Genomic DNA, 26,061 nt, shown 5'->3' on the forward strand with positions numbered 1-26,061 from the left:
AAGACGATGAGCGCGGTACAGGCCTTCCTGCAGCACCTGCAGGTGGAGCGGCGGATGTCGGCGCACACGCTCGACGCCTACCGCCGCGACCTGGACGCGCTGTCGGCATGGGCCGAGCCCCGCGGCATGGCCGTGGAAGCGCTCGATGCCGAAACGTTGCGCCAGTTCGTCGCCGATGAGCATCGTCGTGGGCTGTCGGCCAAGAGCCTGCAGCGCCGCTTGTCTGCCTGCCGCAGTTTCTACGCCTGGCTGCTCAAGCACGGCCGCATCGAGGTCAGCCCGGCGGCGACGCTGAAAGCGCCGCGTGCACCGCGGCGGTTGCCGCAGGTGCTCGATGCCGACGAAGCGGTGCAGCTGGTCGAACTGGAACCGGAAGGTGAGCTCGGCCGCCGCGATCGCGCGCTGCTGGAGCTGTTCTATTCCTCGGGCCTGCGCCTGAGCGAAGTCTGCGCGCTGACCTGGCGCGACCTGGACTTCGCCAGCGGCCTGGTCAACGTGATGGGCAAGGGCAATCGCCAGCGCAGGGTACCGTTCGGGCGGCCGGCACGCGAAGCACTGCAGGCGTGGCGTGCAGAAAGCGGGGGCGGCCCGGCCTCGCCGGTGTTTCCCGGCCGCAACGGGCCGATCAGCCAACGCGCGGTGCAGATCCGCATCCGCCAGCTGGCGCAGCGCCAGGGCCTGTTCAAGCACGTGCACCCGCACATGCTGCGGCACAGTTTCGCCAGCCACATCCTGGAATCTTCCGGTGACTTGCGTGGCGTGCAGGAACTGCTCGGCCACGCCGACATTGCCACCACCCAGATCTACACCCACCTCGATTTCCAGCATCTGGCCAAGGTCTACGACGCCGCGCATCCACGCGCCAAGCGCCGCAGCAAGGGCGACAAGGCTGAATAGCCCCTCCTTGATCTGGATCAGGGCAGGTCGGGTGCAACCGGCGCACCGTGGCCGCAGGCCACGAGGACAGCGCCACCATGGCGAAGCCGATTCCCCTGCATCCCAAACACCCCGAGCGTATCTGCTGGGGCTGCGACCGCTACTGCGCGGCCGACGCGCTGGCCTGCGGCAATGGCTCCGGCCGCACCCAGCATCCGATCGAGACGCAGGGTGAAGACTGGTACCTCGCGTGGGGGATCGAGCCCAATCCGGAGCGGCCTTCGCAAGCAAAGCGCTGAACGGCAGCCATCCGCGCAGGCTTGATCGCACCCGGCGCTGTCCCCATGTCCCGTGAACAGCTATCGGAGGCCGCATGGACCCCAGTCAGAACCCCAACGTTTTCCACGCCACCACCATCGTCTGCGTCCGTCGCGGCGAGCACGTGGCCATTGCCGGCGACGGCCAGGTCACGCTGGGCCACACCGTGATGAAGGGCAATGCGCGCAAGGTGCGCCGCCTGGGCCGCGACGGCCAGGTGCTGGCCGGCTTCGCCGGTGCCGCCGCCGATGCCTTCACCCTGTTCGAGCTGTTCGAGGCCAAGCTGGAAAAGCACGGCCAGCTGCAGCGCGCGGCGGTCGAGCTGGCCAAGGATTGGCGCACCGAGCGCCGCCTGGGCAAGCTGGAGGCCCTGCTGGCGGTGGCCGACAAGGAAACCTCGCTGATCATCAGTGGCACCGGCGATGTGATCGAGCCGGAGGACGGCATCATCGCCATCGGTTCCGGTGGCTCCTATGCACTGTCGGCTGCCCGCGCGCTGATGGCGCACACCGAACTGGATGCGCGCACCATTGCCAGCGAAGCGATCGGCATCGCCGGTGACATCTGCATCTACACCAACCGCAACGTGGTGGTCGAGGAACTCTGAGGTCGTGCCGGCCGCTGGCCGGCACCCTCATGATCCCCCACGCGCGTGCCTGGTTGCCGGCCAGCGGCCGGCACGACCGACAACGAATCCGTGAGCACATCCATGTCGAAGATCGAAGTTTCCTCCGCCACCATGACCCCGCGCGAGATCGTGCAGGAACTGGACCGGCACATCGTCGGCCAGCACGACGCCAAGCGCGCGGTGGCCATCGCCCTGCGCAACCGCTGGCGCCGCATGCAGCTGGTGCCGGAGCTGCGCAATGAAGTGATGCCGAAGAACATCCTGATGATCGGCCCGACCGGCGTCGGCAAGACCGAGATCGCGCGCCGCCTGGCCACGCTGGCCAACGCGCCGTTCGTCAAGGTTGAAGCCACCCGCTTCACCGAAGTGGGCTACGTCGGCAAGGACGTCGAGCAGATCATCCGTGACCTGGCCGATACCGCAGTGAAGCTGTACCGCGAACAGGCCAAGGTGCGCGTGCGTACGCAGGCCGAAGAGCGTGCCGAAGACCGCATCCTCGATGCGCTGTTGCCGCGTCGCAGCGGTGGCATCGGTTTCGATCCGGAAGTGGCCCGCAACGAGCCGTCGGCGCAGGACAACGAGACCCGCATCAAGTTCCGCAAGATGCTGCGCAATGGCGAACTGGACGAACGCGAGATCGAACTCGACCTGGCCGCCAATGTCAGCATGGACATCATGACCCCGCCGGGTATGGAGGAAATGGGCCAGCAGCTGAAGTCGATGTTCGCCAACCTCGGTGGTGGCGCCAAGGCGCACAAGCGCACGCTGACCATCAAGGCCGCGCGCCCGCTGCTGATCGAGGAAGAAGCCGGCAAGCTGGTCAACGAGGACGACATCCGCACCGCGGCGATCGAAGCCTGCGAACAGCACGGCATCGTCTTCATCGACGAGATCGACAAGGTCGCCAAGCGTGGCGATAACGTGGGCGGCGGCGATGTGTCGCGCGAAGGCGTGCAGCGTGACCTGCTGCCGCTGGTGGAAGGCTCCAACGTGTCCACCAAGTACGGCACGATCAAGACCGACCACATCCTGTTCATCGCATCGGGTGCGTTCCACCTGGCCAAGCCCAGCGACCTGATTCCGGAGCTGCAGGGTCGATTCCCGATCCGCGTGGAGCTGGGCGCGCTGAGCAAGAACGATTTCGTGCGCATCCTGACCGAGCCGAAGGCCGCGCTGACCAAGCAGTACGAAGCGCTGCTGGCCACCGAGGGCGTCAAGGTCAGCTTCACCGCCGATGCCATCGAGCGCCTGGCCGAGATCGCCTTCCAGGTGAACGAGCGCCAGGAAAACATCGGTGCGCGCCGCCTGCATACCGTGCTGGAGCGCCTGCTGGATTCGCTCAGCTACGAGGCACCGGATCGCGACGGCGAGACGCTTGCCATCGACAGCGCCTACGTCGATGCGCATCTGGGCGAGCTGGTGCAGGACCCGGACCTGAGCCGATACATCCTGTGATGCACAAGGCCGCCGAAAGGCGGCCCTTTTCTTGCGCGAAGGGCATCCACGCATGGCGTGGATTTACTGTCTGGCACGGTAGGCCCGCAGTACCTGGTCGATCACCGCGTTGGTGCGGGCGGCGCTGACGCCGGTCGAGGGCGAGCGTCCGTGGCCGCGCAGTTCGTCCACGAGGGTGGCAATCAACGGCTGCTGGATCGTAGGCGGGTTCGGGATCTCGAACGCCTGCATGCCCGCGTCGGTTTCCAGCAGCACCGGGACGTCCTCGAAGGTGGCAAAACGCAGCTGCCCACGGTCGCCGGTGATTTCGATTTCATCCTGGCGGCGGAACGCACAGAAACTCCACTGCGCGATGCCGTGCGCACCGGTTCCGGTGCGGAAGCACATCGAGACGCTGTCCTCGGCCGCATACGCGCCTGCCTGCGAACTGGCCAGGCCGCTGACATCGCTCAGCGGGCCCAGCAGATGGTCGAGCAGGTCCAGGGTGTGCGAGCCGAGATCGACGAACAGGCCGCCGCCGGAGATGGCAGGGTTGGTCCGCCAGAAGTCCGGCGATGTGGCATGCGCCGAGTGTGGCCGGTGCAGGGTCGCGCGCACGCTGCGCGGCGTACCGATCGCGCCGCTGTCCAGCAACTGCTTGGCCTTCTCGAAGCGGGGCAGGGCGCGTCGGTAATAGGCAACGAACACCGGTACGCCACTGCGTGCGCTGGCCTCCAGAATGCGCACGCACTCGCCATGGTCCATGGCCATGGGCTTTTCGATATAGACCGGCTTGCCCGCCGCAATGGCCTGCAACGCGTACTGCATGTGGGTGGAGGGCGGCGTGGCGACGTAGATCGCGTTCACCTCCGGATCGGCGATGAGCGCATCGGCATCGGCATACCAGCGGGGAATCGCATGGCGCCGTGCGTAATCCTCGGCCAGTGCCGCATTGCGGCGCATCACGGCAGCCACCCGTGAACCGGGCGTGCCGGCCAGCGCAGGGCCACTCTTCTTTTCGGTGACGCTGCCGCAACCGATGAAGCCCCATACAACGTTGTCCAGGATCATCGCTGCGTTTCCGGGGAGAAGCAGGGAGGGTGCAGGGCCGTGGCGCCAGGCGCAACCCGGTTCACGCCTCCGGCAACGGCTCGGGCACCGTTCCGGGCACGAATACGCCGTCCTTCACGTAGGCGGCCAGGGTCATGTCCAGCGCGAGCATGCCGTCGCGCTTGAGGTCCATCAGTTCCGGTTCGACCATCGCCCCGTGCAGCACGCCCAGCACCGTGGCGTGCAGCATGCGCGCGGCGATCTTCGGGTCGGCGCCGTCGCGCAGCTGGCCCAGGTCCCCGGCGCGACGCAACGCCCGTTCCATCCGGTCCAGTGCATCGCGGAAACCGGCCTGCTGCATTTCGGTCAGCACCCTGGTGTCGGCCGAGGCATCGCTGCGCAGCATGATTTCCATGGTCTTGCGCAGGCGCTCGTCCTCGGACAGCTCGATGAACGAGTGGATCATCACCGCGCGCAGGTCATGCACCGGCGTGTCGCGCTGGTCGGTGGAGGTGCGCTCCAGTTCCTGCATGAAAGGCAGATGCACGCGCTCGACGATCGCGGCCAGCACCTCGCCCTTGTTCTTGAAGTGCCAGTACACCGCGCCACGGGTGTAGCCGGCGCGGGCGCCGATCATCTCCAGCGTGGTACGGGCCACGCCGTGTTCATGGAAGCAGGCTTCGGCGGCGTCAAGGATGCCTTCCCGGGTTGCCTGGGTGTCCTCTTTGGTCTTGCGGGCCATGGGTGTGGGTACGAGTGCGGGTGAAACGTGGCTGAATTGTACCGGTTTACAAACAAACACGCATGTATGTATATTTCGCACCCATCATTCCCGCCGTGTGCGTGGCAGGCCCGTTCTGGCTACCACTCATCGCCGGTATGCGTTGTGTGCTGGCGCTTTTGGCCCGTTTCAGCGTTTTTTGAGATTCCTTCCCCTAAGAGCCTTTCCGTCATGTTGCTGAGCCGAATCCGACCCTTCGCGCTGTCGCTGGCCATCGCCGCGACCGTGGCTGCCTGTGGCGGCCAACCCCAGGCCCCCGAACAGGGCCCGGGCGATGTCACCGTGGTCACGCTGAAGTCCGAGACCGTGGGCCTGACCCGCGAACTGCCTGGCCGCACCAATGCCTTCCTGGTGGCCGAAGTGCGCCCGCAGGTCAACGGCATCGTTGCCAAGCGCCTGTTCACCGAGGGCGGCATGGTCAAGGCCGGCGAGCCGCTGTACCAGCTCGATGACGCCAGCTACCGCGCCCAGGCCAACAACGCCCGCGCCCAGCTGGCCCGCGCCGAAGCCACCGCCAACGCCGCCCGCCTGAGCGCCAAGCGCATCACCGAGCTGGCCAAGGTCGACGCGGTCAGCCAGCAGGACCTGGAAAACGCCGTGGCCGCGCAGAAGCAGGCCGAGGCCGACGTCGGTGCCGCCAAGGCCTCGCTGGACGCGGCCAACGTCACCCTCGGCTACGCCCGCATCACCGCGCCGATCAGCGGCCGCATCGGCAAGTCCAGCGTCACCCAGGGTGCGCTGGTCAGCGCCGGCCAGGCCAACGCGCTGGCCACCGTGCAGCAGCTGGACCCGATCTATGTGGACCTGACCCAGTCCTCGGCCGAGCTGCTGCAGTTGCGTCGCGAACTGGCCGCCGGCCGCCTGCAGGACAACCAGACCCTGCCGGTCAGCATCCTGATGGAAGACGGCAGCACCTTCGAGCACAAGGGCACGCTGGAGTTCTCCGAGGTCAGCGTCGATCCGGCCACCGGCAGCTTCGGGCTGCGCGTGAAGGTGGACAACCCCGACGGCCTGCTGATGCCGGGCATGTACGTGCGTGCGGTGATCGGCGGCGGCGTGCGCAGCGATGCGGTGCTGGTGCCGATGCAGGGCATCGCCCGTGATCCGAAGGGCGACACCACGGCGATGGTGGTCGACAAGGACAACAAGGTCGAAGTGCGCCCGGTCAAGGTCAGCCGCACGGTCGGCGACAAGTGGCTGGTCGATGACGGTCTGAAGGCCGGCGACAAGGTCATTGTCGAAGGCCTGCAGAAGATCGGCCCCGGCATGCCGGTCAAGGCCACCGAGAAGGGCGCTGCACCGGCCAAGCCGGCGGCAGCCGCCCAGCCTGCCGCCCCGGCCGGCGACGCGAAGTAAGCGGAGAACCCCATGGCACGCTTTTTCATCGATCGACCCATCTTCGCGTGGGTGATCGCCATCATCATCATGCTCGCCGGCGGCCTGGCCCTGTTCAAGCTGCCGGTCTCGATGTACCCCAACGTCGCACCGCCGGCGGTGGAAATCAGCGCCACCTATCCGGGTGCATCGGCCAAGGTGGTCGAGGACTCGGTGACGCAGATCATCGAGCAGAACATGAAGGGCCTTGATGGCCTGATCTACTTCTCCTCCAACAGCTCGTCCAACGGCCAGGCCACCATCACCCTGACCTTCGAGAGCGGCACCAACCCGGACATCGCCCAGGTGCAGGTGCAGAACAAGCTGCAGCTGGCCATGCCGCTGCTGCCGCAGGAAGTACAGCGGCAGGGCATCAACGTGGCCAAGTCCAGCTCGGGCTTCCTGAACGTCATCGCGTTCGTGTCCGAGAACGGCAGCATGGATGCCAACGACATCGCCGACTACGTTGGTTCCAACGTCGTCGATCGCCTGAGCCGCGTGCCGGGCGTGGGCAACATCCAGGTGTTCGGTGGCAAGTACGCCATGCGCATCTGGCTGGACCCGAACAAGCTGCACACCTATGGCCTGTCGGTTGCCGAAGTGACGGCAGCGGTAAAGGCGCAGAACGCCCAGGTGGCCATCGGCCAGCTCGGCGGTGCGCCGTCGGTGAAGGGCCAGCAGCTCAACGCCACCATCAACGCGCAGTCGCGCCTGCAGACCCCGGAACAGTTCCGCAACATCATCGTGCGCGGTGCGCAGGACGGTGCCGAACTGCGCCTGGGTGATGTCGCCCGCGTCGAACTGGGTGCCGAGTCCTACGACTTCGTCACCCGCTACAACGGCCAGCCGGCCAGCGGCCTGGCGGTCACCCTGGCCACCGGCGCCAACGCGCTGGACACCGCGGCCGGCGTGGATGCCGCGCTGCAGGACATGAAGAGCTTCTTCCCGGCCGGCCTGAAGGCCGAGATCCCGTACGACACCACCCCGTTCGTGCGCGTGTCGATCAAGGGCGTGGTGCAGACCCTGATCGAAGCGATCGTGCTGGTGTTCGTGGTGATGTACCTGTTCCTGCAGAACTTCCGCGCCACCCTGATCCCGACCATCGCCGTGCCGGTGGTGCTGCTGGGTACCTTCGGCGTGCTGGCGATGCTGGGCTTCTCGGTGAACATGCTGACCATGTTCGCGATGGTGCTGGCGATCGGCCTGCTGGTGGACGATGCCATCGTGGTGGTGGAGAACGTCGAGCGCATCATGTCCGAGGAAGGACTGTCGCCGCTCGAAGCGACCCGCAAGTCGATGGGCCAGATCACCGGCGCGCTGGTGGGTATCGGCCTGGTGCTGTCGGCGGTGTTCGTGCCGATGGCCTTCATGAGCGGCTCCACCGGCGTGATCTACCGCCAGTTCTCGGCCACGATCGTCTCGGCGATGGCGTTGTCGGTGCTGGTGGCGATCGTGCTGACCCCGGCGCTGTGCGCGACCATGCTCAAGCCGCTGAAGAAGGGCGAGCACCACGTCGCGCACAAGGGCTGGTCCGGTCGTTTCTTCAACGGCTTCAACCGTGGTTTCGACCGCACCAGCGAAAGCTACCAGCGTGGCGTGCGCGGCATCATCCACCGTCCGTGGCGCTTCATGGGCATCGTGGCGGCGCTGTTCGTGCTGATGGGCGTGCTGTTCGTGCGCCTGCCCAGTTCGTTCCTGCCCAACGAGGACCAGGGCGTGCTGATGGCGCTGGTGCAGGCGCCGGTCGGTGCCACCCAGGAGCGCACGCTGGAATCGATCACGGCACTGGAAAACCACTTCCTGCAGAACGAGAAGGATGCGGTGGAATCGGTGTTCTCGGTGCAGGGCTTCAGCTTTGCCGGCATGGGACAGAACGCGGGCATGGCCTTCGTCAAGCTGAAGGACTGGAGCGAGCGTGACGCCGACAACGGCGTGATGCCGATCACCGGGCGCGCGATGGCGGCCCTGGGCCAGATCAAGGATGCCTTCATCTTCGCCTTCCCGCCGCCAGCCATTCCGGAACTGGGTACCGCCTCGGGCTATACCTTCTTCCTGAAGGACAACAGCGGCCAGGGCCACGAGGCCCTGGTGGCCGCGCGCAACCAGCTGCTGGGCCTCGCTGCGGGCAGCAAGAAGCTGGCCAACGTGCGTCCGAACGGGCAGGAAGACACGCCGCAGTTCCGCATCGACATCGACGCGGCCAAGGCGACCTCGCTGGGGCTGTCGATCGACCAGATCAACGGCACCCTGGCCGCCGCGTGGGGCAGTTCGTACATCGATGACTTCGTCGATCGCGGCCGTGTCAAGCGCGTGTTCGTGCAGGCCGACCAGCCGTTCCGCATGGTGCCGGAGGACTTCGACCTCTGGTCGGTGAAGAACGACAAGGGCGAGATGGTGCCGTTCAGCGCGTTCGCCAGCAAGCACTGGGACTACGGCTCGCCGCGCCTGGAGCGCTACAACGGTGTGTCGGCGATGGAGATCCAGGGCGAACCGGCCCCGGGTGTCGCTTCGGGCGATGCCATGGCCGAGATCGAACAGCTGGCCAAGCAGCTGCCGGCAGGCTTCGGCATCGAATGGACGGCGATGTCCTACCAGGAACGCCAGGCGGGTTCGCAGACGCCGCTGCTGTACACGCTGTCGCTGATGATCGTGTTCCTGTGCCTGGCCGCGATGTATGAAAGCTGGAGCGTGCCGACCGCCGTGCTGCTGGCCGCCCCGCTGGGCATCCTCGGCGCGGTGCTGGCCAACACCTTCAAGGGCCTGGAACGCGACATCTACTTCCAGGTGGCGATGCTGACCACGGTGGGCCTGACCAGCAAGAACGCGATCCTGATCGTCGAGTTCGCCAAGGAAAACCTGGAGAAGGGCGCCAGCCTGATCGAGTCGATCATGCATGCCGTGCGCGACCGCCTGCGCCCGATCGTGATGACCTCGCTGGCCTTCGGCATGGGCGTGGTACCGCTGGCGATCTCCACCGGTGCCGGCTCCGGCGCCAAGCAGGCGATCGGCACCGGCGTGCTCGGCGGCATGATCGTCGGCACCGTGCTCGGCGTGTTCTTCGTGCCGCTGTTCTTCGTCGTGGTGCAGCGCGTGTTCAAGCGCAAATCCTCCACGTAAGCGAAACGGCAGTGCCGGCCGCTGGCCGGCACTGCCTCCTGCCATCCGGCAGTACCGATGGAAGCCATCCCATGAAAAGTGCATCCCTGTTCCTTTCCATTGCCGCCGCGCTTGCGCTGGCCGGCTGCTCCACCCTGGTGCCGAAGAACACCGCCGTCGCGCCGGCCATTCCGGCGCAGTGGCCGGCCGAGGCCGCGCAGGGCCAGGTGGCCGATGTTGCCGCCGTTGGCTGGCGCGACTTCTTCACCGACGCGCGCCTGCAGCAGGTGATCGACCAGTCGCTGCAGAACAACCGCGACCTGCGCGTGGCCGTGCTCAACGTGGAACGCGCACGCGGCCAGTACCGCGTGCAGCGCGCCGACCGCGTACCCGGCGTGGCCGTCACCGGCCAGATGCAGCGCCAGGGCACCGACGCCGGCGTCACCGAGCAGTTCACCGCGGGCGTGGGTGTGGCCGAGTTCGAGCTCGACCTGTTCGGCCGCGTGCGCAACCTCAGCGAGGAAGCGCTGCAGCAGTACTTCGCTGTGGCGGCCAACCGCCGCAATGCGCAGCTGAGCCTGGTGGCCGAGACCGCGACCGCGTGGCTGACCTATGGTGCCGACGCACAGCGGCTGAAGATCGCCGATGCCACGCTGAAGACCTACGAGGATTCGCTGCGCCTGGCCGAGGCCCGCCACGAGCGTGGTGGCAGTTCGGCGCTGGAGCTGACCCAGACCCGTACGCTGGTGGAAACCGCGCGCACCGATGCCGCACGCCTGCGTGGGCAGCTGGCCCAGGACCGCAATGCGCTGGCGTTGCTGGCCGGTGGCCAGTTGGATCCGGCACTGCTGCCGGACAGCATCGAACCGCAGCTGCTGGCGCTGGCACCGCCGCCGGCCGGCCTGCCCAGCGACGTGCTGCTGCAGCGCCCGGACATCATGGCCGCCGAACACCAGCTGCTGGCCGCCAACGCCAACATCGGCGCGGCGCGCGCGGCATTCTTTCCGAGCATCTCGCTGACCGGCAGCATTGGCAGTGGTTCGACCGAACTGTCCAACCTGTTCGACAGCGGCACCCGCGTGTGGAGCTTCCTGCCCAAGATCACCCTGCCGATCTTCCAGGGCGGCAAGCTGCGCGCCAACCTGGCCATTGCCAACGCCGACCGCGATATCGCGCTGGCGCAGTACGAGAAATCGATCCAGGTCGGCTTCCGCGAAACTGCCGATGCGCTGGCGCTGAATGTCAGCCTGGATGAGCAGGTGAGTGCACAGCAGCGCCTGGTGGATGCGGCCGAACAGGCCAACCGCCTGTCGCAGGCGCGTTATGACGCCGGCCTGGACAGCTTCGTCACCCTGCTCGATGCACGGCGTACCGCCTACACCGCGCAGCAGACCCAGCTGCAGGCACAGCTGGCCCAGCAGGCCAACCGCATCACGTTGTACAAGGTGCTGGGCGGCGGCTGGCACGAGCGCGGGTAAGCAGCGCTTCTGGTAGGTGCCAACCTTGGTGGCACGAATGCGTCAGCGCAGGCGGCTGGCCCTGTGCCAACCAAGGTTGGCACCTACCTTGATGATCGATGGGAGTGCCGGCCGCTGGCCGGCATTGTCATTCCAGGGCCTGCTACACCGCCTCATCGTCGCGGCGGGTGGCATGGCAGGCGCGCACCCGTGCCAGCGCGTCGCCGGCTTCGCGCGCCATGCGCTCGTATTCGCGGCGGATCTCTTCCAGTCGCTCTTCGTCCAGTTCTTCCAGATCCAACAGTTCGTTGTTGGCTTCGGCCGTCGCGCGGATCAGCTCGTCGAGCTTGATCTGCATCGCCGCGGTGTCCGCGTTCTGCGTGTGCTGGATCAGGAACACCATCAGGAAGGTGATGATGGTGGTACCGGTGTTGATCACCAGCTGCCAGGTGTCGTTGAAACCGAACAGCGGGCCACTGATGCCCCAGATCACCACGATCGCGACCGCAGCCAGGAAGGTCCACGGCGAACCGGTGGCGGCCGCGGCCTTCTTGGCGATCGTATTGAACAGGTTTCTTGCTTTCATCGTCGTCGTCCCACTCAGGTGACGAGGATGATCGGCAGTGCCTTGTGCAGGGGCCGTGCAGCTCAGGCGCGCAGGCGCGGAGCGTCCTGCAGGCGCACCCGGCTGGTCTGGTAGACATGCTGCCAGCAGCGGTCGACGAACTCGCGGGCCTGGGCTTCACTCAGGCGCGGCATGATCTGCAGGGCGTACTGGGTCTGGAACATCTCGTCGCGCTGCGCATTGCTGGCGCGCGGCTGGGTGATCAGCGAATCGCAGGCGAACTTGATCCACGGCACGTACGAGCCGAACGAGTTGTGCGGCAGTGCACCGTCGGCATGCTGGCGACGCCAGTGGTCAAGCTCGGCGTCTACGTTGATGACCGGGGGAATGGTGGGAACTTCAGCGTGCATGTCGATCCAATCGGTTGAAGTGGATGGGAATGGGGGTTCATCGCAGTGTGGCCTGAGCGGCAGTGGATGCCGCGTCAGGGAGATGTGCAGCCAGCGTTGCGATGGCCGATCAGTTGCGCATGCTCGACCGCGCCCATTTCTTCGGCCATGTCGGCCATTGCGTTGCACAGGCGCTCGTGGTCGAGCGGACGGCCCTGTACCAGTTCCAGCTGCAGGCCCTGGTAGGCCGTCCAGAACAGGGCGCCACGCTGGTGCAGCGCGAACTGCTGCTGCAGGCGCGTGCGGATGGCGGCGAGGGTCGGGTCGGGCGTGGGGCGTACGGCGTGCGCGCACATGGCTGGCTCCGCCGGGGGGAAGAAGGTCCCGGTAACCCCACCCTAGGCGCACTGCGCGGGTGGGGTGTTACCGCAGCGTGTGCAGGCAGTCCCGCTGACTGTGCACGGGATCACAACAATCGCCGCAAACGCTGCCGGCACTAGGGCGTGCCAGCACTGAAGCGTTCATTAAGCAGGTTCAACAGTACGCTGCGCGGTGCTCATTCGCCGATGTCTTCGTTCCAGATCTCCGGATGCTGCGCAATGAAGCCGCCGAGCAGATCGACGCATTCCTGGCTGTCGAGATCGATAACGTTGACGCCGTTTTCGCGCAGCCAGTCGATGCCGCCCTGGAAGGTACGCGATTCGCCCACCACCACCGTGCCGATGTTGAACTGGCGCACCAGCCCCGAGCAGTACCAGCACGGGGCCAGGGTGGTGACCATGATGGTGTCCTGGTAGCGGCGCTGGCGGCCGGCCTTGCGGAACGCGTCGGTCTCGCCGTGCACGGAAGGGTCGCCTTCCTGCACGCGTCGGTTGTGGCCGCAGCCGAGCAGGCGGCCGTCGTTGTGGTACAGCGCCGCGCCGATCGGCACGCCGCCTTCGGCCAGGCCCTGGCGGGCTTCGGCGATGGCGGTCTGCAGCAGGGCCTGGTAGTCGGGCGTGGTGATCATGCGGGGCTCCGGTAAGTCGTGGCCCGCCATGATACGGGCAGGGGGTGCCGCTGGCTCCCGGCGGTGCGATAATCGGGGCCATGAGCGAATCCCCCTACAAAGCCGGTACCACCCATTTCGGGTTCCGCGACGTCGCCGCCAAGGACAAGCAGAAGCTGGTCGGCCAGGTGTTCACCTCGGTCGCGCGCAACTACGACCTGATGAACGACCTGATGAGCCTGGGCGTGCACCGGGCGTGGAAGCGCTACTACGTGGCGACCGCGCAGGTGAAGCCGGGCGACCGCGTGCTCGACCTGGCCGGTGGCACCGGCGACATCGCCGCCCTGCTGAAGGAGCGCGTGGGCGCCGAAGGCTCGGTGGTGCTGGGCGACATCAACGCCGGCATGCTGTCGGTCGGCCGTGACCGCCTGACCAACCGCGGCCTGGTGCTCGGCCTGGACTACGTGCAGTGCAACGCCGAGGCCCTGCCGTTCCCGGACAACAGCTTCGACCTGGTGACCATCGCCTTCGGCCTGCGCAACGTGACCGACAAGGACGCCGGCCTGCGCGAGATGTACCGCGTGCTGAAGGTGGGCGGCCAGGCCCGCGTGCTGGAGTTCTCCGAAGTCACCGCGGACTGGTTCAAGCCGATCTACGACTTCCATTCGTTCCGGATCCTGCCCAAGCTGGGCAAGCTGTTCGCCAACGATTCGGACAGCTACCAGTACCTGGCCGAGAGCATCCGCAAGCACCCGCCGCAGGACGAGCTGAAGGCGATGATGGCGCAGGCCGGTTTCGAGCGCTGCCACTACAAGAACCTGACCGGCGGCATCGTCTCGATCCATTCCGGCTACAAGCTGTAAGCCCCGCTTTGGTGGGTGCCAACCTTGGTTGGCACGCCCAGGCTGCGGTCATCCGCTTTGGTGGGTGCCGACCTTGGTCGGCACGGGCCTGCCGCGAGCGATGAAAGATCCGTGCCAACCAAGGTTGGCACCCACCTGTAGATGCCAACCAAGGTTGGCATGCGCCGGAGGCGCAGGATCGGCCCCGCCCGCCATTACCCCGCACCGCGCAACGCCTGCGCGGCCGGAGGGAGGTACCATTGGGGTTTGATCCCCGTAACGGTCCCGATTCATGCGTAATCCGCTGATGCTCCTTCCGCTGGCCGTGGCCCTGGCCGCCGGCTGCTCCCAGGAGGCGGCCGCGCCCGCCGCCGCCCCGACTGCCGCAAAGGCCCCCGCCGCCCCCGTGAACGCCGAGAACCGCAGCCACGACGAAAGCTCGTACGCCGAGCCGGACAAGGTCGTCATCAAGGACATCGCGCTGGATCTGAAGCTGGACTTCGACCAGAAGCAGATCGGTGGCACCGCCACCTACACCCTGGAATGGAAGCAGAAGGACGCCAGGCAGCTGGTGCTCGACACCCGCGAGCTGACCGTGTCCAAGGTCGAGGCGGTCGCCGCCGATGGCGCGCGCAGCCCGCTGAAGTTCGAGCTGGCCGCCGCTGACAAGGTGTTCGGCAGCAAGCTGACCATCGAAACGCCGGAGCAGCCGGCCAAGGTGGAAGTGACCTACCACACCGCACCGACCGCCTCGGGCCTGCAGTGGCTGGCGCCGTCGATGACCGAAGGCAAGAAGCTGCCCTTCATGTTCAGCCAGTCGCAGGCCATCCACGCCCGTTCCTGGGTGCCGCTGCAGGACACCCCGAGCGTGCGCTTCACCTACAGCGCGCACGTGGTCTCGCGCCCGGACGTGATGGTGCTGATGAGCGCCGACAACGATCCGAAGGCCGCGCGTGACGGTGACTACACCTTCAAGATGCCGCAGCCGATTCCGTCGTACCTGCTGGCCATCGCCGCCGGCGACCTGGTGTTCGAGCCGATCTCCGGCCGCTCCGGCGTCTGGGCCGAGCCGACCATGGTCAACAAGGCCGCCAAGGAATTCGAAGACACCGAAAAGATGATCGGTGCCGCCGAGAAGCTGTACGGCGAATACCGCTGGGGCCGCTACGACATGCTGGTGCTGCCGCCGTCGTTCCCGTTCGGTGGCATGGAAAACCCGCGCCTGACCTTCGCCACCCCGACCGTGATCGTCGGCGACAAGTCGCTGGTGTCGCTGGTCGCCCACGAGCTGGCGCACAGCTGGTCGGGCAACCTGGTGACCAACGCCAGCTGGAAGGACATCTGGCTCAATGAAGGCTTCACCACCTACGTCCAGGGCCGCATCACCGAAGCCCTGTATGGCAAGGAGATGGCCGAGATGGAGAAGCAGATCGACCAGACCGACCTGCTGGCCGAAGTGAAGGACATGAGCCCGGCCGACCAGGCGCTGGCGTTGCCGCCGCTGAACGAGCGCGACCCCGACGAAGCCCTCAGCCAGGTCGCCTACGTCAAGGGTTCGTGGTTCCTGGAGTTCCTGGAACAGCGCTTCGGCCGCGAGACCTTTGATCCGTTCCTGCGTGGCTGGTTCGATGACCACGCCTTCCAGAGCGCGAACACCGACCAGTTCGTCGAGTACCTGAAGAAGAACCTGCTGCCGAAGAATCCGTCGGCAGTGACCGAGGCTGAACTGAAGGCCTGGCTGGACGAGCCGGGCATCCCGGCGTTCGCGGCCAAGGCGCAGTCGCGCAACTTCAGCAGCGTCGATACCGCGCGCATCGCCTTCGCCAGCGCCGGCACCGTGCCGAGCAGCCAGGTCATCGCCGACTGGAGCACGCAGGAATGGGTGCGCTTCATCGACGGCCTGGGTGCGACCCAGCCGCTGGACAAGCTGGCCACGCTGGACAAGGCGTTCCACTTCACCGGCACCCCGAATGGCGAGATCGCCATGCGCTGGTACCCGCTGGCGATCCGCAGCGGTTACGAGCAGGCCAACGAAGGGGCCGCTGCGTTCATCGAGCGCGTCGGCCGTCGCAAGCTGATCATGCCGATCTACGCTGAACTGGTGAAGACCCCGAAGGGGCTGGAGCTGGCCAAGCAGGCCTTCGAAAAGGCCAAGCCGGGCTACCACCCGATCACCACCGCCTCGGTGCAGGATCTGCTGGCCAAGGCCGAAGCCAAGTAAGCGGTAGTGCCGGCCGCTGGCCGGCAACCGGTCACTGCTTCACCACCAACGGCGGGGAAACCCGCCGTTGGTGTATCCGCTTTTCGCTGCCGATAGAATCGGGATGCACTCGCATAGGACCTCCGCATGAAACGACTGATCCTGCTCACCGCCTGCACCCTGGCCTTGGCTGCCTGCAGCAACCCCGAGGAAGAACGCAAGGCGCAGGAAGCCGCCGCGGCCGCCGTGCAGGCGCAGAAGGAAGCCAAGGCCGAGGACGTCGCCAAGCAGTACGACATGGCCGTGGCCGCGCAGGACTGGGAACGCGCGCGCCTGCATGGCGCCTCGCTGCTGGACCAGTACAAGGACACCGCCGCCGCCGAGCGGATCGCCGCCGGCTTCGATGAGGTCAAGGCCAAGGGCGATGCCGCGCGCGACCTGCGCCGTATGCAGGCACTGTGGCAGTACAACCAGATTCCGGTGGGCAACAAGGGCAACCAGGTCTCGGCGCAGATCTACAGCAAGGAACGCGTGGACGTGGATGGCAGCGGCGCCAAGCCGGTGCAGCTGGTGTTCCGCGATCATCCGGAGTGGAAGCGGCATGCCTACCTGGTGCTGCAGGCCGGCGATTTCCGCTGCCCGCAGTGCACGGTGAAGGTGACCGTGGACGACGGGAAGCCGGTGTCGATGGCCGCCTGGCGGCCAAAGACCGATGAAGCCATTGCGATGTTCATCACCGACCAGAAGGCGCTGTGGAAGCTGGCGCGCAAGGGCAAGTCGATCAGCATCGAGTTCCCGGTCAAGGCCGGTGGTACCCGTACCGCAGTGTTCGAGACCGGCGGTGTCGACGCCAGCCGCATGCCGCAGTGGTGGCAGTGATGATCGCGACGGGCAGCGCAGTGCACGCGTTGTCCGCGATCCGGCACTGGGTGTTCGACATGGACGGCACGCTGACGGTGGCCGTGCATGATTTCGCCGCGATCCGCAGCGCGCTGCAGATCGCGGCCGAGGAAGACATCCTCGACCATATCGCCGCGCTACCGGACGCACCGGCACGGGCCAAGCGCGAGTGGCTGCTGGATCACGAACGCGCGCTGGCCGAGGACGCGCTGCCGGCACCGGGTGCGGTGAAGCTGCTGCGCGCGCTGGCGGCCGGCGGTTGCCGGCTGGGCATCCTGACCCGCAACGACCACGCGCTGGCGAAGCTGACGCTGGAGGCGATCGGGGTCGGGGAACTGTTCGACGATGCCGACATCATCGGCCGCGATGAAGCCGTGCCCAAGCCTTCGCCGGATGGCCTGCAGCAGCACCTGCGGCGCTGGGGCGTTTCCGCCGGGCAGGCGGTGATGGTCGGGGACCACGCTTACGATCTGGAGTGCGGCCGCGCTGCGGGCACCCACACCGTGCTGGTCAACCTGCCGGAGAACCCATGGCCGGACTGCACCGACTGGCATTTCGCCGATTGCCGCGACCTGCTGGCCGCCTGGCAGCAGACGGGGTAGAGCCGGCCGCTGGCCGGCAGTGTCGACCCGGGTCGACACCTACCAACAGCATTCCCGGTAGCGCATCGGGTGGAAAGCCCCCTTGTTGTTCAAGGGGGCGCGCCGAAGGCGCGGGGATAAGGTGGAATGCGCGGGCAATTTGGTTACGCGCTGAGCGCGTAGCCAAATTGCTGCTTGAACTGCTCGTTGAACTCATCGAAGGTGAAGCGCTGGTTCTGGGTGCCCGGGTGCTCGACCTTCAGCGCGCCCATCAGGTTGCCCATGCGGCCGATGGTCAGCCAGTCGTAGCCCTTCTGGATGCCGTAGATCAGGCCGGCGCGGAAGGCGTCGCCACAGCCGGTCGGGTCGACCACGCGGCGCTCGTGCGCCGGCGGGATGTCGTAGCTCTTGTCCGGGGTGTGGATGACCGCGCCCTTCGGGCCGCGCGTGGTGATGTAGGCCTTGACCCGGCTGACGATCTCCTTTTCGTCCCAGCCGGTGCGTTCCTGCAGCAGGTTCGACTCGTAATCGTTGACCACCACGTAGTCGGCCTGGTCGATGAAGGCACGCAGCTCCGGGCCGTTGAACAGCGGCATGGCCTGGCCCGGGTCGAAGATGAACGGGATGCCGTCCTCGTGGAATTCCTGCGCGTTCTGGATCATGCCCTCGCGGCCGTCCGGGCCGACCAGGCCCAGGCTTACGCCCGGCACGCCACGCACGTGGTTCTCGTAGGAACGCATCATCGCGCCCGGATGGAAGGCGGTGATCTGGTTGTTGTCGTGGTCGGTGGTGATGAACGCCTGCGGGGTGAACAGCTCATCGATCACGCGCACGCGCGACAGGTCGATGCCCAGGCCTTCGAAGTATTCGCGGTACGGGCCGAAGTCCGAACCCACGGTGCCCATCGGGATCGGCTGGCCGCCCAGCAGGTGCAGGTTGTAGGCGATGTTGCCGGCGCAGCCGCCGAACTCGCGGCGCATGCGCGGCACCAGGAAGGACACGTTCAGGATGTGCACCTTGTCCGGCAGGATGTGATTCTTGAACTGGTCCGGGAACACCATGATGGTGTCGAAGGCAAGAGAACCACAGATCAGAGCGGACATCGATGTAAGCCTATGCGGTGAATTTTGGGATGGGCCGGCCCGGTTCAGCGGGCAAGCAAACGGCGCCCTTGGGCGCCCGACGGCGCAAAGGTTACCCGCTGGTGCCGCTCAGGGCCAGAACCGGGTGAGACCGGATCAGGCCGAAAGCCTGTGAAGACGCGGGTTCAGCTAGTTTTTTCCTTGCTCGGCGGCAGGCGGGTTGCTAGGCTTGTCGGCCTCGATTTCTGCCCATTTTTTCGCCATCCCGCGGCGGGCACGACACCCCTCAGGACTCCTTCCTCAGATGTTCAAGAAACTCCGTGGCATGTTCTCCAACGACCTGTCCATCGACCTGGGCACGGCCAACACCCTCATCTACGTGCGCGGGCAGGGGATCGTGCTGAACGAGCCGTCGGTCGTGGCCGTGCGTCAGGATCGTGCCATTGGCGGCACCCGGTCGGTGGCAGCCGTAGGCGCCGAGGCCAAGCAGATGCTGGGCCGTACCCCGGGCCACATCACCACCATCCGCCCGATGAAGGATGGCGTCATTGCCGACTTCACCTACACCGAGGCGATGCTCAAGCACTTCATCAAGAAGGTGCACAAGTCGCGCGTGCTGCGCCCGAGCCCGCGCGTGCTGGTCTGCGTGCCGGCCGGCTCGACCCAGGTCGAGCGCCGCGCGATCAAGGAATCGGCCGAGGAAGCCGGTGCCCGCGACGTGTTCCTGATCGAAGAGCCGATGGCCGCAGCGATCGGCGCCGGCATGCCGGTGACCGAAGCCCGTGGTTCGATGGTCATCGACATCGGCGGCGGCACCACCGAAGTGGCGGTGATCTCGCTCAACGGCATCGTCTATTCGGCGTCGGTCCGCATCGGCGGCGACCGCTTCGACGAGTCCATCACCAACTACGTGCGCCGCAACCACGGCATGCTGATCGGTGAAGCCACCGCCGAGCGCATCAAGGTCGAGCTGGGCTGCGCCTACCCGCAGGCGGAAGTGATCGAGATGGAAATCTCCGGCCGCAACCTCGCCGAGGGCGTGCCGAAGATGATCAAGATCAGCTCCAACGAGGTGCTTGAAGCCCTGCACGAGCCCCTCTCGGGCATCGTCAGTGCGGTCAAGCTGGCGCTGGAACAGACCCCGCCGGAACTGTGCGCCGACGTCGCCGAGCGCGGCATCGTGCTGACCGGTGGTGGCGCCCTGCTGCGCGACCTGGACCGCCTGATTTCCGAGGAAACCGGCCTGCACGTGCAGGTGGCCGACGACCCGCTGACCTGCGTGGCCCGCGGCGGTGGCCGTGCGCTGGAGCTGGTCGACATGCACGGCAACGAGTTCTTTGCGCCGGAGTAAGCCGTCCCGGCTGCCTGCGCCCGCAGCGCCCCTCCGGGGTGCGGCCCGCCATCAGGGTGGGCCGGCACCGGCGGGGCGCCCGCGTGTTTCCCTTCCGCCTTCTGCCAGTTGAATCGTTGCCGTGCCGCCCTACGCCGGACCTCCCGTCGCTTCCCGATCCGGTGATGCCGCCAGCCCGTTGCGGCTGCTGGCTTATCTCGCACTGGCCATCACCCTGATCGTGCTTGACGACCAGGCCGGCTGGCTCGCGCAGCTGCGCGGGCAGGCCAACAGCCTGGTGCAGCCGGTGTGGGCGCTGGCGGGCCTGCCGGGCAAGCTCGGCAACCAGGTCAAGGATTCGGCGGCCAGCCATGGCCAGCTGGTCAACGAGAATCGTGAACTGCGCAACCAGCTGCTGCTGGCCAACGCGCGCCTGACCCGCCTGCAGACCGCCGCGCTGGACAACGCCCAGCTGCGCGAGCTGCTGAACGTGGCCGAGCGCAGTGGCCTGGACGTGCAGCTGGCGCCGGTGCTGGACATCGACCTGGACCCGGTGAAGCAGCGGCTGGTGCTCGACGCCGGCAGCCGCGAAGGCGTGCATGTCGGGCAGGCGGTGATCGATGCCGGCGGCCTGATGGGCCAGGTGATCAGCGTCACCGGCGGCACCTCCACCGTGCTGCTGCTGACCGACCCCGACCACGCGGTACCGGTCACCGTGGCCCGCAATGGCGTGCGCCTGATCGTCTACGGCCGCGGCGACAAACTGGAACTGCGCGACATTCCGCTCAGCGCTGGTGTGGAAGTGGGCGATGAGATCGTGACTTCCGGTCTGGGTGGCCGCTTCCCGGCCGGCTTCCCGGTCGGCACCATCACCGGCCTGCGTCCAGACGATACCCATGCCTTCCTGGTCGGCGAACTGAAGCCGGCGGCCCAGCTCGACCGCGGCCGCGACGTTCTGCTGCTGCGCCCGGGCGCGGCGATCCGGATTCCGCCGGAACTGCGCCTGCAGCTGGAAGCCACCGCGCCGGGCGGCCCGGCCACGGGTGCCACCACGCCTGCGCCAGCCGCAACGACGCCGGCTCCGGCCAGTGCTCCGGTAGTGCCGGCCGCTGGCCGGCAACAATCCTCGTCTGCGACGAGGAATGCTGCCCCCGCATCCTCCCTTGATCCTGCTGCTCCGGTAGTGCCGGCCGCTGGCCGGCAACCGACCACGCCGGAGGCGCAGCGATGAGCCGCCTGCGCGACAACCCGTGGGTGCTGCCGGCCAGCCTGGTGGTGGCGCTGCTGCTGGGCCTGCTGCCGCTGCCGGCGCTGCTGCAGCCGCTGCGCCCGTACTGGCTGGCGCTGGTACTGGCGTACTGGGTGATCGAAGCGCCCGAACGCGTCGGCCTGGGCGTCGCCTTCGCCAGTGGCGTGATCGCCGACCTGCTGTACGGTGGCGTGCTCGGCGAACAGGCGCTGCGGCTGGTGATGCTGGCCTTCATCCTGCAGCGCTTCCGTGCCCGCATCCGCTTCTTCCCGATGTCGCAGCAGATGCTGGCCATCGGCGGGCTGCTGTTCAACGACCGCATCGTCAGTGCGCTGGTCCACATCCTGGTGGGCGAGCCGACGCTGCCGTGGTCGTACTGGTGGGCGCCGCTGCTGGGCATGGGCCTGTGGCCGCTGGTGTTCGTGCTGCTGGATGCGGTGCGCTTCGGCAAGCGCGGGCGCTGAACCATGATTCCGCGCCGCCAGGTCAAGAACCCGCACGCCGAAGCCGAACAGTTCCGCCGTCGCGCGGCGCTGGGTTTCCTGGGCGTGCTGGTCTGCCTGCTGGGCCTGGGCGGCTGGTACTTCAAGCTGCAGGTGCTGGACCACGACGTCTACGCCACGCGCTCGGAGGCCAACCGCATCAAGCCGCGGCCGGTGGTGCCCGGGCGCGGCATGATCTACGACCGCAACGGCCGCCTGCTGGCCGAGAACGTACCGGCCTTCCGCCTGGACGTGACCCCGGACAAGGTCAAGGACATGGACGCCACCCTCGAAGGGCTGGCGAAGATCATCAGCATCAGCCCTGAAGAACTGGAAGCGTTCAACAAGTCGCGCAAGGCGCGCCGCAAGTTCCTGCCGGTCACGCTGAAGCTGCGCATGAGCGACGAGGAGATGGCGCGCTTCGCCGTCGACCGCTGGCGCTTCCCCGGCGTCGAGCTGGAGCCCTACCTGACCCGCCGCTACCCCTACGGCGATCTGTTCGCGCACATCATCGGCTACGTCGGCCGCGTCGATGACAAGGATCTGGAGATCCTCGGTGAAGGCAATGCGGCGCTGACCCACATCGGCAAGTCCGGCCTGGAGCGCTATTACGAGCAGCAGCTGCGCGGCAAGGTCGGCTACGAGCAGGTCGAAACCAACGTGCAGGGCCGTGCGATCCGCACCATCGGCCGCGTCGCCGCGCAGTCCGGTGCCGACCTGCGGCTGTCGATCGACGCCGACCTGCAGCGCGCCATGGTCGCCGCCTTCGGTGACCAGGAAGGCTCGGCGGTGGCGATGGACCCGCGTACCGGCGAAGTGCTGGCGATGGTCAGCCTGCCGTCCTACGACCCCAACCTGTTCGTCAACGGCATCTCCCATGCCGACTTCAAGGCGCTGAACGAGAACCCGTCGCGGCCGCAGTTCAACCGCCTGGTGCTCGGTGGCGTCGCCCCCGGTTCCACGTTGAAGCCGCTGATCGGCCTGGCCGGCCTGGATTCGGGCGTGCGCCGCCCGGAAGACAAGGTGCTGTCCACCGGCATGTTCTACCTGCCCGGCACCTCGCGCGGCTGGGGTGACGCCCACCGCGGCGGCCACGGCTGGACCGATCTGCGCAAGTCCATCGCCGAGTCGGTCAATACCTACTACTACAAGCTGGCGCTGGACCTGGGCATCGAGCGCTTCGACCACTACATGGAGTACTACGGCTTTGGCCAGCCGACCGGCATCGACCTGACCGGCGAAATCGGCGGCATCCTGCCGTCGCCGGCTTACAAGCGGAAGACCCGCAAGGAAGCCTGGTACCCCGGCGATACGGTCAACATCAGCATCGGCCAGGGCGACTGGAAGGTCACCCCGCTGCAGCTGGCGCGAGGTGTCAGCGCGCTGGCCGACGGCCAGCTGCGCACCCCGCACCTGGTGATCCAGCAGCGCGACGGCTTCGACAGCGACTGGGCGGCGACGTCGCCCGGCGAGATCAAGCCGGTCAGCCCCAACCCCAGCAACCTGCAGGCGGTGCGTGAGGGCATGATGGCGACCATGCGGCCCGGCGGCAGCGGTTGGCGCGTGGCGGTGGGTGCGCCGTACGTGATGGCCGGCAAGACCGGTACCGCGCAGGTCATCAGCCGCAAGGGCACGGCCGCCGTGAATCCGAAGAGCCTGCCGATGCACCTGCGCCACCGCGCGCTGTTCGTCGGCTTCGCGCCGGTCGAGAACCCGGTGATCGCGATCGCGGTGGCGGTGGAAGGTGGTGGCTACGGTGGTTCGGCGGCTGCGCCGATCGCACGCAAGGTGTTCGACGCCTATCTGCTGGGCAAGATGCCTGAAGGCATGCAGCCGCTGGACAGCGAGCGCGGCACCACCGCCATCGGCGCCACCGCGTTCGACAACGAAGATGCCGGTGCGCGCCAGGCGGGTGACCTTGCCGCGGGCCAGCTGGGTGAACATCCGGTGCTGGTCGGCGTGCCCGCGCCCGAACCGGCACCCGCGCCGGCTCCTGTACCGCAGCCGGGTACACCGGCCGCCGCCGCGCTGCCGGCCACACCACGCCCCACCCCGGCGGAGCCCGCACGATGAGAGTGTTCCTGCGCTGGGCCGGCGACATGCTGCGCCGCTTCTTCAGCACGCTGGACTGGGTGTTGTGCCTGGCGCTGGGCGCGTTGATGGTGATCGGCCTGGCCACCTTGAAAAGCGCCGGCGGCGACAGCCTGGTGATGGCCCAGGGGGCGCGTTTCGCGGTGGGCATGGCCGCACTGTGGGGCATCTCGCGGGTGCCGATCCTGCGCATCCGCTCGGCGACCCCGCTCATCTACGCGATCTCGATGATCCCGCTGCTGGCGGTGTTCGTACTTGGCACCGGCAAGTACGGCCGGCAGTGGCTGGACCTCAAGTTCTTCTACCTGCAGCCGGCCGAGCTGCTGAAGGTCAGCCTGCCGATGATGGTGGCCTGGTACCTGCACCGGATGCCGCTGCCGCCGCGTTTCAACACCGTGCTGGTGGCGCTGGTGATCATCGGTGTGCCGACCGGGCTGGTGATGCTGCAGCCGGACTTCGGGACCGGCGTGCTGATCGCCGCCAGTGGTGTGTTCGTGCTGCTGCTGGCGGGCCTGCCGTGGTGGTGGGTCGGCCTGGGCGTGGGTGGCGTGGCCGCGGTCGCGCCGCTGGCCTGGTTCTGGTTGCTGCGGCCGTACCAGAAGGACCGCATCATGATGTTCCTGGACCCGGAGATGGATGCGCTGGGCGCGGGCTGGAACATCATCCAGTCGAAGATCGCGATCGGTTCCGGCGGCTTCGACGGCAAGGGCTGGGGCGAGGGCTCGCAGTCGCACCTGAACTTCATTCCCGAGCAGACCACCGACTTCGCGTTCTCGGTGCTGAGCGAGGAATTCGGCTGGATCGGCGTGGCCACCGTGCTGGCGCTGTACCTGGTGGTGATCGGGCGCTGCCTGTGGATTGCCAGCCAGTCGCGCGATTCCTATTCGCGGCTGCTGGCCGGTGCCACCGGCCTGGCGTTCTTCGTCTACGTGCTGGTCAACGGCGGGATGATCTCCGGCCTGCTGCCGGTGGTGGGCGTGCCGATGCCACTGATCAGCTACGGCGGCACCTCGGCGGTATCGCTGCTGGCCGGCTTCGGGCTGGTGATGGCAGTGCGCAGCCACAACCCGGTACACGGCGGCTACGGGTAACGCCGGCCGCGCTCTTCTGTAGAGTCGATCCATGCTCGACTCAGGGGCACCCTGACAGCTTCACGCAAGCACGCATTGCTACCGTGCCCGCGTGGAATGGAAACGACTGTTTGGCGGCTGCCGTGAGGCAGTGCGCACGATCGACCTGCCGTTGCTGGTTGCGCTGTTGATCCTGATGGGCGCCGGCCTGGCGGTGCTGCACAGCGTGTCCGGCCCGGTGGCCGGGCAGGCCGCGCGCTTTGCCGGTGGCCTGCTGGCGATGTGGCTGCTGTCGCGGGTTTCGCTGCTGCGCCTGCGCGCGTGGACACCGGCGTTGTACGCGCTGTCGATGCTGCCACTGATGGCGGTGTACGTGATCGGCACCGGCAAGTACGGGCAGCGCTGGCTCAACCTGGGCGTGTTCTACCTTCAGCCGTCCGAACTGCTCAAGCTCAGCCTGCCACTGATGATGGCCTGGTACCTGCACCGGCAGCCGCTGCCTCCGTCGCCACGCACGGTGCTGACGGCGGGAGTGCTGATTGGAATGCCCGCAGTGCTGATCCTGATGCAGCCCAACCTGGGCACCGCCACGCTGGTCACGGCCAGCGGGGTGTTTGCCTTGCTGCTGGCCGGCCTGCATTGGGGCTGGGTCGCCACTGGCGCGACCGGGCTGGCGCTGGCCGCACCGCTGGCGTGGTTCGGCCTGCTGCGGCAGTACCAGAAGGATCGCGTGCTGACCTTCCTCGACCCGGCGGCGGACCCCCTCGGCACTGGCTGGAACATCCTGCAGTCGCGCATCGCGATTGGCTCCGGTGGCTGGCAGGGTCGCGGCTGGGGGCAGGGCACGCAGGCCACGCTGGATTTCCTGCCCGAGTACACGACCGACTTCGCGTTTTCAGTGTTGGCCGAAGAGTTCGGATGGATCGGTGTGGCGACGGTGTTCGCGCTCTACCTGTTCGTGGTCGGGCGCTGCCTGTGGATCGCGGTGCACGCGCGCGACACGCACGCACGGTTGCTGGCCGGCAGCCTGGGGCTGGCGTTCTTCGTCTATGTCCTGGTGAACGGTGGAATGATTTCCGGCCTGTTGCCGGTGGTGGGCATTCCGATGCCGTTGATCAGCTATGGCGGGACATCGGCGGTTTCGCTGTTGGCCGGTATCGGGTTGGTGATGGCGGTGCGCGGGCACCGGCCGGTGCACGGGGGATAGGGGTTCCAGCCAACGGCGCCGCCCCTCGTGGGTGGTCGCGTAACGCAGGTCATGTAATTGGGGCGGGCGCG

General features: G+C 67.2%; 24 protein-coding genes. 17 read left to right on the forward strand and 7 right to left on the reverse strand.

The features are described 5' to 3' along the window. Positions 1–6: 6 nt before the first annotated feature. From xerC to hslU, 4 genes are all read left to right on the forward strand, one after another. Positions 7–897 (forward strand): tyrosine recombinase XerC, encoded by an 891-nt coding sequence (gene xerC, locus AC5P7U_RS05740; protein WP_006471088.1) that lies wholly within the window; start codon positions 7–9, stop codon positions 895–897. Positions 898–974: 77 nt separating this feature from the next. Continuing rightward, positions 975–1,175: a DUF3079 domain-containing protein gene (locus AC5P7U_RS05745; RefSeq protein WP_006471087.1), complete on the forward strand. Its 201-nt coding sequence runs from the start codon at positions 975–977 to the stop codon at positions 1,173–1,175. A 74-nt stretch (positions 1,176–1,249) separates the two neighbouring features. Further along, positions 1,250–1,801, forward strand: coding sequence for an ATP-dependent protease subunit HslV (hslV, locus tag AC5P7U_RS05750; RefSeq protein WP_005411093.1), 552 nt, complete (start codon positions 1,250–1,252; stop codon positions 1,799–1,801). Between the two features lie 102 nt (positions 1,802–1,903). Continuing rightward, entirely contained in the window at positions 1,904–3,277 is a 1,374-nt protein-coding gene (gene hslU, locus AC5P7U_RS05755) for an ATP-dependent protease ATPase subunit HslU (protein ID WP_006471086.1), read from the forward strand. A gap of 63 nt (positions 3,278–3,340) precedes the next feature. Here hslU and AC5P7U_RS05760 read toward each other — a convergent pair whose 3' ends face one another. Continuing rightward, positions 3,341–4,327 (reverse strand): Gfo/Idh/MocA family protein, encoded by a 987-nt coding sequence (locus tag AC5P7U_RS05760; protein ID WP_197563690.1) that lies wholly within the window; start codon positions 4,325–4,327, stop codon positions 3,341–3,343. 61 nt (positions 4,328–4,388) lie between these two features. After that, positions 4,389–5,048: an efflux transporter SmeDEF transcriptional repressor SmeT gene (gene smeT, locus AC5P7U_RS05765; RefSeq protein ID WP_197563691.1), complete on the reverse strand. Its 660-nt coding sequence runs from the start codon at positions 5,046–5,048 to the stop codon at positions 4,389–4,391. 210 nt (positions 5,049–5,258) lie between these two features. Here smeT and smeD point away from each other — a divergent pair, with 210 nt between their 5' ends. The 3 genes from smeD (at position 5,259) to smeF (ending at position 11,035) form a co-directional block, all read left to right on the forward strand. Next, positions 5,259–6,443, forward strand: coding sequence for a multidrug efflux RND transporter periplasmic adaptor subunit SmeD (gene smeD, locus AC5P7U_RS05770; protein WP_008265543.1), 1,185 nt, complete (start codon positions 5,259–5,261; stop codon positions 6,441–6,443). A 12-nt stretch (positions 6,444–6,455) separates the two neighbouring features. Then, positions 6,456–9,578, forward strand: coding sequence for a multidrug efflux RND transporter permease subunit SmeE (gene smeE / locus AC5P7U_RS05775; RefSeq protein ID WP_053450834.1), 3,123 nt, complete (start codon positions 6,456–6,458; stop codon positions 9,576–9,578). Positions 9,579–9,649: 71 nt separating this feature from the next. Then, on the forward strand, positions 9,650–11,035 hold the full coding sequence (smeF, locus tag AC5P7U_RS05780) for a multidrug efflux RND transporter outer membrane subunit SmeF (RefSeq protein ID WP_197563692.1): 1,386 nt from the start codon (positions 9,650–9,652) through the stop codon (positions 11,033–11,035). Positions 11,036–11,177: 142 nt separating this feature from the next. Here smeF and AC5P7U_RS05785 read toward each other — a convergent pair whose 3' ends face one another. The 4 genes from AC5P7U_RS05785 to AC5P7U_RS05800 all read right to left on the reverse strand — a co-directional run bounded on the left by AC5P7U_RS05785 (position 11,178) and on the right by AC5P7U_RS05800 (position 12,977). After that, positions 11,178–11,600 (reverse strand): low affinity iron permease family protein, encoded by a 423-nt coding sequence (locus tag AC5P7U_RS05785; RefSeq protein ID WP_049456722.1) that lies wholly within the window; start codon positions 11,598–11,600, stop codon positions 11,178–11,180. 62 nt (positions 11,601–11,662) lie between these two features. Beyond that, positions 11,663–11,989: a hypothetical protein gene (locus AC5P7U_RS05790; RefSeq protein WP_008266057.1), complete on the reverse strand. Its 327-nt coding sequence runs from the start codon at positions 11,987–11,989 to the stop codon at positions 11,663–11,665. A 74-nt stretch (positions 11,990–12,063) separates the two neighbouring features. Beyond that, positions 12,064–12,324 carry a hypothetical protein gene (locus AC5P7U_RS05795; protein ID WP_197563693.1) on the reverse strand — a complete coding sequence of 87 codons (261 nt, stop codon included), beginning with the start codon at positions 12,322–12,324 and terminating at the stop codon, positions 12,064–12,066. A gap of 200 nt (positions 12,325–12,524) precedes the next feature. Then, entirely contained in the window at positions 12,525–12,977 is a 453-nt protein-coding gene (locus AC5P7U_RS05800) for a nucleoside deaminase (protein WP_005411083.1), read from the reverse strand. Between the two features lie 80 nt (positions 12,978–13,057). Between AC5P7U_RS05800 and ubiE the strand changes: the two genes are divergently transcribed. From ubiE to AC5P7U_RS05820, 4 genes are all read left to right on the forward strand, one after another. Next, positions 13,058–13,819, forward strand: coding sequence for a bifunctional demethylmenaquinone methyltransferase/2-methoxy-6-polyprenyl-1,4-benzoquinol methylase UbiE (gene ubiE, locus AC5P7U_RS05805; RefSeq protein WP_049456725.1), 762 nt, complete (start codon positions 13,058–13,060; stop codon positions 13,817–13,819). A 271-nt stretch (positions 13,820–14,090) separates the two neighbouring features. Next, positions 14,091–16,019 (forward strand): M1 family metallopeptidase, encoded by a 1,929-nt coding sequence (locus tag AC5P7U_RS05810; protein ID WP_478431205.1) that lies wholly within the window; start codon positions 14,091–14,093, stop codon positions 16,017–16,019. A 126-nt stretch (positions 16,020–16,145) separates the two neighbouring features. Further along, positions 16,146–16,877, forward strand: coding sequence for a hypothetical protein (locus tag AC5P7U_RS05815; RefSeq protein ID WP_053450830.1), 732 nt, complete (start codon positions 16,146–16,148; stop codon positions 16,875–16,877). Beyond that, entirely contained in the window at positions 16,877–17,500 is a 624-nt protein-coding gene (locus AC5P7U_RS05820) for an HAD family hydrolase (RefSeq protein ID WP_006470969.1), read from the forward strand. Before AC5P7U_RS05815 ends, AC5P7U_RS05820 begins: the two co-directional genes overlap by 1 nt. 143 nt (positions 17,501–17,643) lie before the next feature. Here the strand turns inward: AC5P7U_RS05820 and AC5P7U_RS05825 are convergent, their stop codons facing one another. Further along, positions 17,644–18,582 (reverse strand): carbohydrate kinase family protein, encoded by a 939-nt coding sequence (locus tag AC5P7U_RS05825; protein ID WP_006470968.1) that lies wholly within the window; start codon positions 18,580–18,582, stop codon positions 17,644–17,646. A 283-nt stretch (positions 18,583–18,865) separates the two neighbouring features. Here AC5P7U_RS05825 and AC5P7U_RS05830 point away from each other — a divergent pair, with 283 nt between their 5' ends. The 6 genes from AC5P7U_RS05830 (at position 18,866) to rodA (AC5P7U_RS05855) (ending at position 25,990) form a co-directional block, all read left to right on the forward strand. Next, positions 18,866–19,912, forward strand: a complete 1,047-nt coding sequence (locus AC5P7U_RS05830; protein ID WP_005419402.1) for a rod shape-determining protein — start codon at positions 18,866–18,868, stop codon at positions 19,910–19,912. Between the two features lie 121 nt (positions 19,913–20,033). Then, positions 20,034–21,122, forward strand: a complete 1,089-nt coding sequence (gene mreC, locus AC5P7U_RS05835) for a rod shape-determining protein MreC (RefSeq protein ID WP_197563695.1) — start codon at positions 20,034–20,036, stop codon at positions 21,120–21,122. Continuing rightward, the gene (mreD, locus tag AC5P7U_RS05840; protein WP_008265483.1) at positions 21,119–21,604 is read left to right on the forward strand and encodes a rod shape-determining protein MreD; all 486 of its coding nucleotides are present in this window, start codon (positions 21,119–21,121) and stop codon (positions 21,602–21,604) included. Before mreC ends, mreD begins: the two co-directional genes overlap by 4 nt. A 3-nt stretch (positions 21,605–21,607) precedes the next feature. Then, on the forward strand, positions 21,608–23,695 hold the full coding sequence (gene mrdA, locus AC5P7U_RS05845) for a penicillin-binding protein 2 (protein WP_049456728.1): 2,088 nt from the start codon (positions 21,608–21,610) through the stop codon (positions 23,693–23,695). After that, a complete protein-coding gene (rodA, locus tag AC5P7U_RS05850) occupies positions 23,692–24,804 on the forward strand; it encodes a rod shape-determining protein RodA (RefSeq protein WP_006470854.1) in 1,113 nt (370 codons plus the stop codon). Before mrdA ends, rodA (AC5P7U_RS05850) begins: the two co-directional genes overlap by 4 nt. 91 nt (positions 24,805–24,895) lie before the next feature. After that, complete coding sequence (gene rodA, locus AC5P7U_RS05855) at positions 24,896–25,990, forward strand: rod shape-determining protein RodA (RefSeq protein ID WP_049456729.1); 1,095 nt, start codon at positions 24,896–24,898, stop codon at positions 25,988–25,990. The last annotated feature ends 71 nt before the right edge of the window (positions 25,991–26,061 follow it).

Source organism: Stenotrophomonas sp. YJH_SMC_57, assembly GCF_059369755.1.

What these genes read in the sequence shown, in the direction of transcription:
- xerC (WP_006471088.1), top strand. Translation starts at nt 7, where the DNA reads ATGAGCGCGGTACAGGCCTTCCTGCAGCACCTGCAGGTGGAGCGGCGG.
- AC5P7U_RS05745 (WP_006471087.1), top strand. Translation starts at nt 975, where the DNA reads ATGGCGAAGCCGATTCCCCTGCATCCCAAACACCCCGAGCGTATCTGC.
- hslV (WP_005411093.1), top strand. Translation starts at nt 1,250, where the DNA reads ATGGACCCCAGTCAGAACCCCAACGTTTTCCACGCCACCACCATCGTC.
- hslU (WP_006471086.1), top strand. Translation starts at nt 1,904, where the DNA reads ATGTCGAAGATCGAAGTTTCCTCCGCCACCATGACCCCGCGCGAGATC.
- AC5P7U_RS05760 (WP_197563690.1), bottom strand. Translation starts at nt 4,327, where the DNA reads ATGATCCTGGACAACGTTGTATGGGGCTTCATCGGTTGCGGCAGCGTC.
- smeT (WP_197563691.1), bottom strand. Translation starts at nt 5,048, where the DNA reads ATGGCCCGCAAGACCAAAGAGGACACCCAGGCAACCCGGGAAGGCATC.
- smeD (WP_008265543.1), top strand. Translation starts at nt 5,259, where the DNA reads ATGTTGCTGAGCCGAATCCGACCCTTCGCGCTGTCGCTGGCCATCGCC.
- smeE (WP_053450834.1), top strand. Translation starts at nt 6,456, where the DNA reads ATGGCACGCTTTTTCATCGATCGACCCATCTTCGCGTGGGTGATCGCC.
- smeF (WP_197563692.1), top strand. Translation starts at nt 9,650, where the DNA reads ATGAAAAGTGCATCCCTGTTCCTTTCCATTGCCGCCGCGCTTGCGCTG.
- AC5P7U_RS05785 (WP_049456722.1), bottom strand. Translation starts at nt 11,600, where the DNA reads ATGAAAGCAAGAAACCTGTTCAATACGATCGCCAAGAAGGCCGCGGCC.
- AC5P7U_RS05790 (WP_008266057.1), bottom strand. Translation starts at nt 11,989, where the DNA reads ATGCACGCTGAAGTTCCCACCATTCCCCCGGTCATCAACGTAGACGCC.
- AC5P7U_RS05795 (WP_197563693.1), bottom strand. Translation starts at nt 12,324, where the DNA reads ATGTGCGCGCACGCCGTACGCCCCACGCCCGACCCGACCCTCGCCGCC.
- AC5P7U_RS05800 (WP_005411083.1), bottom strand. Translation starts at nt 12,977, where the DNA reads ATGATCACCACGCCCGACTACCAGGCCCTGCTGCAGACCGCCATCGCC.
- ubiE (WP_049456725.1), top strand. Translation starts at nt 13,058, where the DNA reads ATGAGCGAATCCCCCTACAAAGCCGGTACCACCCATTTCGGGTTCCGC.
- AC5P7U_RS05810 (WP_478431205.1), top strand. Translation starts at nt 14,091, where the DNA reads ATGCGTAATCCGCTGATGCTCCTTCCGCTGGCCGTGGCCCTGGCCGCC.
- AC5P7U_RS05815 (WP_053450830.1), top strand. Translation starts at nt 16,146, where the DNA reads ATGAAACGACTGATCCTGCTCACCGCCTGCACCCTGGCCTTGGCTGCC.
- AC5P7U_RS05820 (WP_006470969.1), top strand. Translation starts at nt 16,877, where the DNA reads ATGATCGCGACGGGCAGCGCAGTGCACGCGTTGTCCGCGATCCGGCAC.
- AC5P7U_RS05825 (WP_006470968.1), bottom strand. Translation starts at nt 18,582, where the DNA reads ATGTCCGCTCTGATCTGTGGTTCTCTTGCCTTCGACACCATCATGGTG.
- AC5P7U_RS05830 (WP_005419402.1), top strand. Translation starts at nt 18,866, where the DNA reads ATGTTCAAGAAACTCCGTGGCATGTTCTCCAACGACCTGTCCATCGAC.
- mreD (WP_008265483.1), top strand. Translation starts at nt 21,119, where the DNA reads ATGAGCCGCCTGCGCGACAACCCGTGGGTGCTGCCGGCCAGCCTGGTG.
- mrdA (WP_049456728.1), top strand. Translation starts at nt 21,608, where the DNA reads ATGATTCCGCGCCGCCAGGTCAAGAACCCGCACGCCGAAGCCGAACAG.
- rodA (WP_006470854.1), top strand. Translation starts at nt 23,692, where the DNA reads ATGAGAGTGTTCCTGCGCTGGGCCGGCGACATGCTGCGCCGCTTCTTC.